We start from the raw sequence: 13027 nt of genomic DNA on the forward strand, positions 1-13027 counted from the left end.
GAAACGTGCAATGAAACAAAAAACAGTCACTTTAATAGGGTTGTTCTTTCTGGCAATTCTGATTGGTATCGCAAGTCCGACCGTATACGCCGAAAACAAAGAACAAGACAACCATACCTTTACACAACCTTTTCAAAATAAAACAATCTCTTTAACAGGTACTTCTGTCCGTAGCACCATGTATTTTACAAAAATTGATTATTGGGACGTAAAAAAAGCATCATTCAATATGACCTACCAAATCACACAATTAAAAAATAATCAGACCTCAGATTTAACTGTGGCAGTTAATGGTGTGAAGTTTTATTCTTGGCGTCCTGAAAATACGACTGGTATTCAACAAAAGACGATTGAAATCCCTTTGGAACTGATTAAAGAGACAAATACATTGACTGTTGAAGGCCAAATTATTAATCAGGCAGGAAACGACATGTATAATTTAATTGAAACTCCAGCAAATTGGTTAACGATGTATGAAGGATCTAACGTAAACTTCCAATACGATTTACAATTACCAGAGAATACGATTCATTCTTTTTATAATCATTTTGTGGGAGCAGACACGATTGCGAATAAACACAGTGTTATTTTGACACCAGAAAATGCATCGGAAAAAGAATTAGCTGCAGCGACCCATGCGTTAGCTGGTGCTGCTCGTTTGATTACTACCTCAGAAGAATTGTTGCCAATGGCTTCTTTGAACAAAGAACAGTCTGCACCCTATCAGTTGATTATTGCCAGCTATGATAAATTACCAGATCAGTATAAAAGTCAAATTGATAGCAAACGCGTGGAAGACCAGGCTGTCTTAAAATTTTTCAATCAACCAGATAAGCATGTTTTAGTAGCTACTTCTAAAGATGAGGACTTACTTGTTCGTGCGGGACGTTATTTAGCCAATTATGAATTAATGACCCAAACAGATAAAGAAGAGACAACAGTTGATGAGAATACCGATACGTTTAGTTCAACTTTAGAATTTGATGGAAATTATCCATTAACCTCAACGGGGGACAAACTAGAAGGGGCTTATCACCAAGAACAAACGTACTTTGTCAATTTACCAGTGGATCGAAACAATGCCAATGGAAGTCGCGTGCATTTACATTTTAAATACGCTGAAAACTTAGATTTTGATTCTTCTTTAGTGACGGTTTACGCCAATGACAAACCAATTGGCAGCAAGAAATTAACCGCTGCTCGTGCGAACGGTGATGAATTAAATCTCGAATTTCCAAAGAACTTAGAAATTGCTGATAGTTTTGTTTTAAAAGTTGCTTTTGATTTGAATGTTAAATCACCAGAAGTTTTGCGAAATGGTCAGACTCCATGGGCCTTTATTGAAAATAATTCGAATGCGTTTATTCAAACAGAAGAACTGAATGACATATTATTTAATAACTATCCGAACATTTTTATCAGAAGCCGTTCTTTTGCTGATTTAGCGATTTTATTACCAGAAAAAATGGACGACAACTATTTTAAAGTGTTGACCAATTTATTTAACTTAATTGGTAATTATGCCGAAAGTAATGTCGGTGAGATTACGTATTATAAAAAAGCGCCTAAAAATGCGGCATTAGAAAATCATAACTTGATTATTTTTGGTACGCCTAAGGATAATCCGATGATTCGTAAGTTAAACGATCAGTTGTATTTCCATTATGATAAGGACTTCACACGTTTTGTTTCAAACGAGAAACTGAGCATTGAAAAAGATTATGGTAAACAAATCGGTACGGCGCAGTTAATGTTTTCTCCATATAATGCGAAAGCCGCGGCGTTAATCTTAACAGGAGCTAAATCACAAGGTGTCTTTTTAGCCTCTACACAAGTGAATACAGAGAAGAATACTTCTATGTACAAAGGAGATGCCATTGTGGTCGATCCGAACTATCGTCGCTATGATTATCGTTTCAAAAAACGTGTAAGCAACGTCAGCAACGAATCATTAGGTAAACGAATTGTCAATAATCATAAATTAATGATTTATCTATTTGTCTTCTTAATTGGTATGACTATTATTGGATTAAGTGCGTTCTTCATCGTGAAGAAGAATTTGAAAGGTGGGGAATAGAGTGAATCAAAAACGAGTGACCTTACTTTTGGATTTAACTTTGTTGGTAGGAATTGTTTTGGTTGTCGGCACAACCATCTTTATGGCCTTAGGAACGAATGATTTCTTTGTGGACTTAAGTTGTCTATTAATTTCAGTTATCTTAATTATTGTTACCTATTTTGTAGGAATTACAGCGGGGTTAACATTTTCGCTTATATTTATTTTTCTACAATTGACTTATGTTGTATATCAGTATGTCTATCATGATTTGTTTAGCTATGGCTCATTATTTTGGCTAATCATGCCGCCGCTCTACTGTTTAACAATCTATGCTGTGACTTATCAAATTCGTACGATTGAAGAAGAAAATATTCGCTTACGTAAAGAAACTTCTCAGTTAAATGCGTTAGATGCAGTAACTAATTTAAGAACAGCAAAAATGTACGAGGAAGGATTCGATTTATTTTCTGATATTTCTACACGTTATGAAGCGCCGTTATATTTAGTCGTGATCCGAGTGGCCTATTGGGAAAGTATTCGTAACTTATTAAGTCCTGAACAAAAAAATGAATTGCTACAAATCGTGACAGCGGCGATTAAAGAGACAACGGATGATCGCTTCTTACCATACTTTATCGACGGCACACCGCCAACTTGGGCGTTATTAATTTTCCGCGATGGGGATGACGGATACACTACTAGAAAAGAATTCAAACAACAAGCTCAAGAGAAATTTGCCCATTCTGAAACCTTAAGGAATATTACTTTGACATTACAAGTTTCCTATACCAAATATGATCCTGCCGAATTTAACAACGCTTCAGAATTTTTAGGGGATGGAATTAATTCTCTTCAATATGATGTTTAAAAAGGAGGCAAACAAATGACTGAAAAAATTGCTGTTTTTACAGGGAATTTAGCAGAGGCCAGTGTGTTAAATGAGACGCAGCCATTATCAATGCGATTACATTTAGAAAATATTCAAGCAGAAAGTGATCCAGAATCTATTGTGCCCTTATTTTCTCATGGGGTAATTTTAAACATACTTGTTGAACAGTTAGAGGAAAGTATCCCACTGTCTCACTTGAAAAAAGGGACCAAAGTCCGTTTCACAGTCGTGGGCTTGCCACCGATGACTATGTCGATTCCACCGCATGTTGGTGGGCAAGCGATTGAATTGATAGAAGAAATCTAAAAAGCTTCTGCATTAGCTATGATTATTAGCTAATGCAGAAGCTTTTTTATTCAAAGGTCATTCTTTCAATTCGATCGAACGCTTCCTTTAATAAATCTAAATTTTGTGTTGCGGCTAAACGAATGTACTCATCGCCCGTTGTTTCACCAAATGCTTTTCCAGGAATCACTAATACCTGTGTCTCTTTTAAAAGCTTTTCCACAAAAGGAACGGAAGTTAGTCCAGTTTTTTGAATATTAATGAAGGCGTAAATACTTCCTTTGACTGGATGAAGCGAAAGGAAAGGGATCTTTGCTACTCGTTGGGCCACATACTCTAAACGTGTTTGGAACACTTCAACGATTGGGTCTACAAATTCGTCAAAATGTTGTAACGCATAGATTCCTGCTTGCTGTGACAACGTAGGCGCAGAATACGTAACGCCTTCATTAATTAATTTGGCTACTTCGTTAATATAGTCTGGGGCAATCATATAACCAATACGCCAACCAGTCATTGCAAAGGCTTTTGAAAAGCTACCAAAAGTGATAGTATTTTCTGGAGCAAACGTAGCCATGGGAGTAAACGTTTCTTGGAAACAAAAGGCTTCATAAACTTCATCTGAAAGAATGTATAAGTTGTGTTCAATAGCTACCTGTGCAATTTCTCTGAAAGTTTCTTCAGAGAAAACAGCGCCTGTCGGGTTATTCGGTGAATTAAGAATAATCGCTTTGGTTTTAGGCGTGATTTTTTCTTTCAAAAGAGCTACATCAATTTGGAAACCATCTTCTTCATAGGTTGGTAAAAAGACCGGAACGCCATCTGCTAAAAGGACTTGGTCTTTATAAGGAGAGAAATAAGGTTCATGAATAATCACTTCATCTCCAGGATTTAGAATCACTTGTAAGGCAAGGTACATTCCGTGCAGAGCGCCAACTGTGGCCCGGACTTGATTCGGTTGAAAAGATAATTGATAATGTGACTGATAAAACTGAATGACCGCCTCAATGAATGCCTCGCTACCATCAGAAGCGGTATATTTTGTATGCCCATTTTTGGCATCGTTAGCTGCTTGTTCGATAATCCGCTCATCGGTAATTAAGTCAGGGTCACCAATCGATAAATCGATTAAATTTGGGGTCTTTTTCGCCAATGTTGCAATATCCATGAGTAAATTTTCAGTAGGTTGTTGGTAACGTGTTGCGATATTCTTGCGATCCATACCAGGTGCTCCTTTTTATAAAACTTTTCTTAGAAAATCTTGTGTTCTTGGGTTTTGTGGCGCATCAAAAATTTCTTCAGGTGTGCCTTCTTCTTGAATGATTCCTGCATCCATAAAAATGACACGGTCCGCAACTTCTTTTGCAAAGCCCATTTCGTGGGTAACCACCACCATTGTCATCCCTTCAATAGCTAAATTTTTCATAACGGATAGCACTTCGCCCACCATTTCAGGGTCTAAGGCAGAAGTTGGTTCATCGAACAGCATCACGTCAGGGCGCATGGCTAAAGCACGAGCAATCGCTACCCGTTGTTGTTGCCCACCAGAAAGTTGAGAGGGATAATTTTCTTTTTTATCTGATAAACCAACTTGTTCCAGTAAAGAAAGAGCATGTTCTGTGGCTTCAGAAGCGGCTTCTTTTTTTACTTTAACAGGACTAATCGTTAAGTTTTCCAAGACATTTTTATGCGGGAAAAGATTAAAATTTTGGAATACCATTCCCATTTTTTGACGAAGTTGATCAATGTTGGTATTTTTATCTAATAAATTTTTTCCTTCAAATTCAACGCTGCCACCAGTTGGTGTTTCTAATAAGTTCAGGCAACGTAAAAAAGTACTTTTACCACTACCAGAAGGGCCAATAATTACGACAACTTCACCAGCTTCAATTTCTAAGTCAATTCCTTTAAGTACTTCATTTTTTCCGAATGTTTTCTGTAATTTTTTAATGTTAATCACTAGTACTCATTCTCCTTTCAGCAACACCTAATAGACGTGAGATAGTAAAGGTTAGGACGAAATAAATTAACGATACAATTAAGTAAGGTAAGAAGGGTTTAAAACTTGCTCCTTGAACGTTGCCAGCTTGGAAAATTAGTTCTGAAACACCAATGACTGAAACAACGGAAGATTCTTTAATTACTGTAACAAATTCATTGCCTAACGCTGGTAAAATATTTTTAATAGCTTGTGGGAAAATGATGTATCGCATTGCTTGGTTTTGATTCATTCCCAAAGAACGAGCAGCTTCCAATTGTCCTTTATTAACTGCCTGAATACCAGCACGAATAATTTCTGCTACATATGCACCACTGTTTAAAGAAAGGGCAATACAACCAGCTGCTACTTTTGATAAGTCTAAACCAAGAACGCCTGTCCCGAAATAGACAATAAAAATTTGAACAAGCAAAGGAGTGCCACGAACATATTCAATATAAGCAATGGCAATGCCACGTAAAATTTTGGAATTGGCTAACTTCATTAAGGCAAGTAATGCCCCTAAAATGGCACCAAACAAAACACCAATGAAAGCTAGGAAAATGGTATAGCCCGCACCGTTAAGGTAGAACTTTCCATACTTTTGTAAAAAGCTTTGATCTTTTTGGAACATTAATTGATTGGCTTCTTTTTTATAACCGTCCATTAATTTTTGATCATTAATTTGTTTAATAGAGGCATTTACTTTCTCCGTCAAAACGGGCGCATCTTTAGGAAAAGCAACGGCAGTATCTTTTGAGCCTTTTTCAAAGGTAACATCAGCAAAAGCTAAATCCTCATTTTGAGAAACATAGGCTTCGCCAACCGGTTCTTCCATAACGACTGCATCTAATTTATTATTTTTTAGATTCATAATTAAATCTGGAATTTTTTGAAGAGAAGTAGGGACAGCACCGGTTAATTCGGTTTTAATTAATTCTTCTTGTGTCGTTTGCTTTTGGGCACCTGCACGAACGCCTTCGAAATCTTTAGTGGAATGAAATTTATCTTTGTCTTCTTTCCGAACAATGACTCTTTGTTGAACGTTCATATATGGTTGAGAAAAAGCTACTTCTTTTAATCGTTCAGGCGTTGGCGACATGCCAGAGATGACCATGTCAATCTTGCCAGTTTTTAAGGCCCCTAACAGAGCATCAAAGCCTAGTTCTTCGATTTTTAATTTAACGCCTAAATCGTCGGCAATTTTTTGAGCAATAGAAATATCAAAACCGACAATTTTATCTTCACCATCTACTTTTGCATGAAATTCATAAGGGGCATAGTCTGCGGATAAGCCGACAACTAGTTCTCCCTTTTGGATGATTTTGTCATAGACTGGATCGTTTTCGGCTGCAAAAGTTTCTTTAATAGGTAATAATGAGAGCAACAAGAATAAAATTGGTAAAATCGTCTGTAGCCATTTTTTACATTTGGTCATTTGCGTAAACTCCTTTTTGTATTATTTTTATAAATATTCAAAAAAAGCGAATAAATGTATAAAAATTTATTGTGTTATGATGTGGTTTATCATATCATAGAATATGTAAAAGGAAAAGTAGTAGAGTTGAAAAAATACAACTTTTTCAAAAAAATTTTCAAAAGTCAAAAATGAAGGGGATTTTCAAGATGGAGCAATCATTAATTGTGAGAGGGACACCACAAGAGTATCTTTGCGAAATTGGTTCGTGGGAATTATTAGAAGGACAACTATTATGCAGAAATATTCATCGTGTATTCATTTTACACGGGACTGAGTCATGGCAAGCGGCAAAACCGTATTTTCCGACGTTTCAAAAAGTAACAGCTGTTTTTGAAAACTATGGAGGTGTTTGTACAGATCAACGTGTGCAAGAGTTAGAAGCACAAGTGCTGGACAATCATTTAGAGGCCATCGTCGCTGTTGGTGGAGGAAAAGTGGCCGACTTGGGCAAAGCCTTAGCACACAAAATGGCGTTACCGGTAATTATTTTGCCCACTTTAGCAGCTACTTGTGCGCCGTGCACGCCATTGAGTGTAATGTATCGAGAAGATGGAGCAATGGAACGGTATGACGTTTTTCCGCAAGCAAACGCTTTGGTGTTGGTAGAACCAAGAGTGTTATTGCATTCGCCTCGGTCCTTAATGGTGGCAGGTATTGGGGATACATTAGCTAAATGGTACGAAGCAGATGCGATTATTTCGCAGTTAGACGTCCAAGTGTTACCTATTCAAGTTTCTCATTTTGCCGCGGAAAAATGCCGCGATATTTTGTTAAATGAAAGTATCAATGCTTTAAAAGCGATGGAAGAGCAGCAATTAAATCAATCGTTTATTGATGTCATCGAAACGAATTTAATTATTGGTGGAATGGTGGGTGGCTTTGGCGATGATTATGGTCGGACAGCGGGTGCCCATTCCATTCATGATGCACTAACTTTGCTGCCAGCTAGCCATCGACAATTGCATGGAAACAAAGTGGCGTATGGTGTGTTTGTTCAATTAGCCATTGAAGAGAAATGGCAAGAAATCGCTGAATTGATTCCTTTCTATCACCAACTAGGTTTGCCTATTTCTTTAAAAGAAATGGACATGGACTTAACTGAAGCCGAGTATCAAGAAGTAGCAGAACGTGCTTGTATAGAAGGCGAAACGATTCATTATATGAAACAAAAAATTACCCCTGAAATTGTGAAAACAGCGATGCAAGATTTAGAAAAATATACAGCGACAAAATAAGTGCCAAACAGCAACTAGCTCATTTGAATTATTTGAACTAGTTGCTGTTTTTTAAGGATCCTTTTTTGAAGAAAGAAACCTTGAGAAATCCTTGCAAATTCAATAAAAAAAAAGTATGATGATGGGAGGACAAATTATAGTAGAAAGTAGGGAAATGAATGACGGAACCAGCCATTCGTTATCGTTTAATCAAAAAAGATAAACACACAGGTGCGCGTTTAGGTGAATTAATTACTCCTCACGGCACATTTCCAACACCAATGTTTATGCCGGTAGGTACACTTGCGACAGTTAAAACAATGTCACCAGAAGAATTAAAAGAAATGGGTGCCGGTGTTATTTTAAGTAATACTTACCATTTATGGTTACGCCCAGGTGAAGATTTAGTCGAAGAAGCAGGCGGTTTACACAAATTTATGAACTGGGATCAACCTATTTTAACTGATTCAGGTGGCTTCCAAGTCTTCTCATTAAGTGATATGCGGAAAATCGAAGAAGAAGGTGTGCATTTTAGAAATCATTTAAATGGTTCAAAAATGTTCCTTTCTCCAGAAAAAGCGATCAATATTCAAAATAAATTAGGATCAGATATTATGATGAGCTTTGATGAATGTCCACCATTTGATGAAAGCTATGAGTATGTCAAACGCTCGATTGAACGGACTTCTCGTTGGGCTGAGCGTGGCTTAAAAGCCCATGCGAATCCTGATAGACAGGGATTATTCGGTATTGTTCAAGGTGCGGGATTTGAAGATTTACGTCGTCAAAGTGCTAAAGATTTAGTGAGTATGGATTTTCCTGGCTATTCGATTGGTGGCTTATCTGTTGGTGAGTCTAAGGAAGAAATGAACCGAGTCTTAGACTTTACGACACCGTTAATTCCTGAAAATAAACCACGTTACTTAATGGGTGTGGGTGCCCCTGATTCATTAATTGATGGAGTGATTCGTGGGATTGACATGTTTGATTGTGTGCTACCAACACGTATTGCGCGCAATGGTACTTGTATGACTTCACAAGGTCGCTTGGTTGTTAAAAATGCCCAATATGCAAGAGATTTTCGTCCGCTTGATGAAAAATGTGATTGTTATGTTTGTCGTAATTATACGCGGGCCTATATTCGTCATTTGATTAAATGTGATGAAACATTCGGAATCCGTTTAACATCGTATCATAATTTATACTTCTTGTTAGACTTAATGAAAAACGTCCGTCAAGCAATTATGGACGACAATTTATTAGAATTCCGACAAGCGTTTTTTGAAGAATATGGCTTTAATAAAGCGAATGCAAAAAGTTTCTAAAAATTAGAGGAAAAAACTAGTTCTTCAAGCATTTTTTTGATACAGTTAGTAGTGTGAATAATGCAGAGTGAGGTGAAACAAATGGGTGGCGGATTTACAATGATTTTTACATTAGTCCTTTTAGGAGGAATGATGTTTTTCATGACACGTTCTCAAAAGAAACAACAGCAAGAACGTCAAAAACAACTAAACGCAATGAAAACTGGCGATAGTGTTGTCACAATTGGTGGTTTACATGGTGTTTTAAGTGAAATCAACGAAAAAACAGTTTTAATCGATTGCGAAGGTATTGTCTTAGAATTTGACCGTGCAGCAATTCGAACTGTAACACCTGGAACTGCTGTTACAAATGATTCAGCAGTAACTAGTGTACCAGTCACAGAAGTTGAAGAGACAGTCACAGAAGAAGTAACTGAAGTTCCTGAAACATCAGATCCTTCAAAAGAAAAGAAAGACTAAACGATTCAACTGATTCATTTAATGGTTAAAGAGAGCGGAACAGGCTTTTCAAAGGCGAAACTGTGACCAGTAGTCACACGAGAAAGCCAATAAGAAGAGATAATTCCTATTCCGCTCGTGTCGTTTATCTTAAAATGTAGGACTAGGAAGGTAGGTCATTTGGACTTACGTCCTAAGTCCTTTTTAACTATTAAGTTTACAAAAAAGGTTCCTTTTTATAGTGTTGGAAGATAGTTAAAAAGTGAGCAATCTTTCGCTTGGTTGGAAGGAGAAGAGCCCATGACAAAGGAAAAATTAAGTTGGTTACAACAAAAAATGCTCAATAAAAGTATTAAAAAGAAGTGCCAAAATTTTCGTGAACTAGGTTATTCTTCCATCAACGAAGAAGATTTATTGACTTATTTACTCACCTATCGTTGGAAAAAACAAACCCATTTATCTGTCAAAGACTGTCGCAAAGACATTCAGAAGGTTAAGCCGAATGAATTTTTTGACTATCAACAATTATTGGCACAGACATCAAAAAATCCTTTAAGGGACTGGCATGATATTGAAGACTTATTCTAGAAAAAAGAATAGGTCTTTTTTTTTGAGATAAAAAAATTATAAATAGTTGTGAAAAATATCACAAAAACTATTTACAAGATTCATTTTATGTTGTATGATGTGAATGTGAAATAGTTAACAAAGTTTTTTAAAATGAAACTCTTAGGAGGATGAACATGGTTAAAACAGTAAAAAAAGAAAAGACAGAAACAGTTGATGTTTCATCAATGATTGATGAATTAGCAACAAAAGCGAATGTCGCTTTAAAAGCAATGGAAGATTTTACACAAGAACAAGTAGATCACATTGTCCATCAAATGGCGATGGCGGCTTTAGACCAACATATGCCTTTAGCAAAAATGGCTGTCGAAGAAACTGGCCGTGGAATCTATGAAGATAAAGCAATCAAAAATATGTATGCATCTGAATACATTTGGAATAATATTAAACATGATAAAACAGTGGGTGTAATTAACAAAGACGAACAAACCGGTTTAATGGAAATTGCTGAGCCAGTTGGCGTGGTATGTGGGGTCACACCAACAACAAACCCAACGTCAACAACTATTTTTAAATCACTAATCGCCTTAAAAACAAGAAATCCAATTGTTTTTGCTTTCCATCCTAGCGCACAAAAATGTTCGGCAGAAGCGGCACGTATTGTACGGGATGCGGCGATTGCAGCAGGTGCACCAGAAAATTGTATTCAATGGATTGAACAACCATCGATTGATGCAACATCTGCTTTGATGAATCATCCAGGGATTGCCATTGTTTTAGCAACTGGTGGCGCAGGCATGGTAAAATCTGCGTACTCAACAGGTAAACCAGCACTAGGCGTTGGTCCTGGGAACGTACCAGCTTATATTGAAAAAACGGCTAAAGTAAAACGTGCGGTTAATGATTTAATTGTTTCAAAATCATTTGATAATGGAATGATTTGTGCTTCTGAGCAAGCGGTCATTGTGGATAAAGAAATTTATGCTTCTGTCAAAGCTGAGTTTGAAGCACACAATGTTTACTTCGTGAAACCGAATGAATTACAAAAACTAGAAGATGCAGTGATGAATGAAGGCAAATACGCAGTAAATCCAGCGATTGTCGGTAACTCTGCAGAAAAAATTGCTGAATTAGCAGGAATTAGCGTACCAAAAGGCACAAAAATTTTAGTCGCTGAATTAGAAGGTGCAGGTCCAGAATATCCATTATCAAGAGAAAAATTATCGCCAGTTTTAGCAATGATGAAATCAAACAATGCAGAGCATGCTTTTGAACTATGTGAAGCGATGTTAAACTTAGGTGGTTTAGGACATACAGCAGTAATTCATACAGAAGATGAAGAGTTACAAGTTGCTTTTGGTTTACGTATGAAAGCTTGTCGTATTTTAGTGAATACTCCATCAGCAGAAGGCGGTATCGGTAACATTTATAACGAAATGATTCCATCCTTAACACTTGGTTGTGGTTCATACGGGAAAAACTCTGTTTCTAAAAACGTATCAGCCATTAACTTAATTAATATTAAAACGGTAGCGAAACGGAGAAATAATATGCAATGGTTTAAATTACCTCCAAAAATTTTCTTTGAAAAAAATTCTTTACAATATCTACAAAAAATGGAAAATGTTGAACGTGTCATGTTAGTTTGTGACCCAGGTATGGTTCAATTTGGCTATGCAGATATCGTACGTAAAGAGCTACAAAAACGTAAAAATGATGTGAAAATCGAAGTATTTTCTGATGTTGAACCAAACCCATCAACAAATACTGTTTATGCAGGTACCAAAATGATGGTTGATTTCCAACCAGATACAGTGATTGCCTTGGGTGGCGGTTCTGCAATGGATGCGGCGAAAGGCATGTGGATGTTCTATGAACACCCAGATACAGAGTTCTTTGGTGCAAAACAAAAATTCTTAGATATCCGCAAACGGACATATAAAATTGCCAAACCAGAAAAAACACAATTTGTTTGTATCCCAACTACTTCAGGAACTGGTTCAGAAGTTACACCATTTGCCGTTATTACTGATAGTGAAACACACGTGAAATATCCGTTAGCAGACTATGCGTTAACACCAGATGTAGCGATTGTTGATCCACAGTTCGTAATGTCTGTGCCAGCTTCAGTCACTGCAGATACAGGTATGGATGTTTTAACACATGCTATTGAATCTTATGTTTCCGTGATGGCTTCAGATTACACACGTGGTTTAAGTTTACAAGCAATCAAGTTAGTTTTCGATCATTTAGAAAATTCAGTGAAACGTCCAGATATGGAATCTCGCGAAAAAATGCATAATGCATCAACCATGGCAGGGATGGCATTTGCTAATGCATTCTTAGGTATTTGTCACTCTATCGCTCATAAAATTGGTGGGGAATATGGCATTCCACATGGTCGTACAAATGCGATTTTATTACCACATATTATTCGTTACAATGCGAAAGATCCATCAAAACACGCAATGTTCCCTAAATATGATTACTTCCGCGCCGATACTGATTATGCAGACATTGCAAAATTCTTAGGCTTAAAAGGAAATACTACCGCAGAATTAGTAGAAGCTTTAGCAACAGCAGTAGCAGACTTAGGTAAATCAGTCGGAATTGACATGAACTTGAAAGCCCAAGGTGTCTCACAAGAAACATTAGACACAACAGTTGATCGTATGGCAGAACTTGCATATGAAGACCAATGTACAACTGCAAATCCGAAAGAACCATTAATTAGTGAACTAAAACAAATTATCTTAGATGCTTATGTAGGATAAAAGAACTCAAATAAAGAG

The 13027-nt window shown here is 36.9% G+C and carries 11 protein-coding genes; 8 read left to right on the forward strand and 3 right to left on the reverse strand.

Annotated features, from left to right (window positions below; translation table 11 throughout):
* Positions 1-10 precede the first annotated feature (10 nt).
* From IGL42_RS03140 to IGL42_RS03150, 3 genes are read left to right on the forward strand one after another with little or no spacing between them, the layout of a single operon-like run.
* Positions 11-2077 (forward strand): cellulose biosynthesis cyclic di-GMP-binding regulatory protein BcsB, encoded by a 2067-nt coding sequence (locus IGL42_RS03140; protein ID WP_010710760.1) that lies wholly within the window; start codon positions 11-13, stop codon positions 2075-2077.
* Positions 2067-2927, forward strand: a complete 861-nt coding sequence (locus tag IGL42_RS03145) for a hypothetical protein (protein WP_002415921.1) — start codon at positions 2067-2069, stop codon at positions 2925-2927. Before IGL42_RS03140 ends, IGL42_RS03145 begins: the two co-directional genes overlap by 11 nt.
* 15 nt (positions 2928-2942) lie before the next feature.
* Positions 2943-3254: a hypothetical protein gene (locus tag IGL42_RS03150; RefSeq protein WP_010710758.1), complete on the forward strand. Its 312-nt coding sequence runs from the start codon at positions 2943-2945 to the stop codon at positions 3252-3254.
* Between the two features lie 46 nt (positions 3255-3300).
* Here the strand turns inward: IGL42_RS03150 and IGL42_RS03155 are convergent, their stop codons facing one another.
* The 3 genes from IGL42_RS03155 to IGL42_RS03165 are packed head-to-tail and all read right to left on the reverse strand — an operon-like array spanning position 3301 to position 6649.
* A complete protein-coding gene (locus IGL42_RS03155) occupies positions 3301-4455 on the reverse strand; it encodes a pyridoxal phosphate-dependent aminotransferase (protein WP_002355768.1) in 1155 nt (384 codons plus the stop codon).
* A gap of 15 nt (positions 4456-4470) precedes the next feature.
* The gene (locus IGL42_RS03160; protein ID WP_010710757.1) at positions 4471-5193 is read right to left on the reverse strand and encodes an amino acid ABC transporter ATP-binding protein; all 723 of its coding nucleotides are present in this window, start codon (positions 5191-5193) and stop codon (positions 4471-4473) included.
* Positions 5186-6649: an ABC transporter permease subunit gene (locus tag IGL42_RS03165; protein ID WP_002355770.1), complete on the reverse strand. Its 1464-nt coding sequence runs from the start codon at positions 6647-6649 to the stop codon at positions 5186-5188. Before IGL42_RS03165 ends, IGL42_RS03160 begins: the two co-directional genes overlap by 8 nt.
* Positions 6650-6819: 170 nt before the next feature.
* On the opposite strand from IGL42_RS03165, the gene IGL42_RS03170 reads away from it, so the two are divergent.
* From IGL42_RS03170 to adhE, 5 genes are all read left to right on the forward strand, one after another.
* Positions 6820-7926: an iron-containing alcohol dehydrogenase family protein gene (locus IGL42_RS03170; protein ID WP_002379176.1), complete on the forward strand. Its 1107-nt coding sequence runs from the start codon at positions 6820-6822 to the stop codon at positions 7924-7926.
* Between the two features lie 158 nt (positions 7927-8084).
* Complete coding sequence (gene tgt, locus IGL42_RS03175; RefSeq protein ID WP_002355772.1) at positions 8085-9230, forward strand: tRNA guanosine(34) transglycosylase Tgt; 1146 nt, start codon at positions 8085-8087, stop codon at positions 9228-9230.
* 60 nt (positions 9231-9290) lie between these two features.
* Entirely contained in the window at positions 9291-9689 is a 399-nt protein-coding gene (gene yajC / locus IGL42_RS03180; RefSeq protein ID WP_002383336.1) for a preprotein translocase subunit YajC, read from the forward strand.
* Between the two features lie 261 nt (positions 9690-9950).
* Positions 9951-10256 carry a post-transcriptional regulator gene (locus tag IGL42_RS03185; RefSeq protein ID WP_002355774.1) on the forward strand — a complete coding sequence of 102 codons (306 nt, stop codon included), beginning with the start codon at positions 9951-9953 and terminating at the stop codon, positions 10254-10256.
* Positions 10257-10411: 155 nt separating this feature from the next.
* On the forward strand, positions 10412-13009 hold the full coding sequence (adhE, locus tag IGL42_RS03190; protein ID WP_002388933.1) for a bifunctional acetaldehyde-CoA/alcohol dehydrogenase: 2598 nt from the start codon (positions 10412-10414) through the stop codon (positions 13007-13009).
* Positions 13010-13027 lie beyond the last annotated feature (18 nt).

Origin of the sequence: Enterococcus sp. DIV0712, assembly GCF_050554855.1 — a bacterium.
GTDB lineage: Bacteria > Bacillota > Bacilli > Lactobacillales > Enterococcaceae > Enterococcus > Enterococcus faecalis.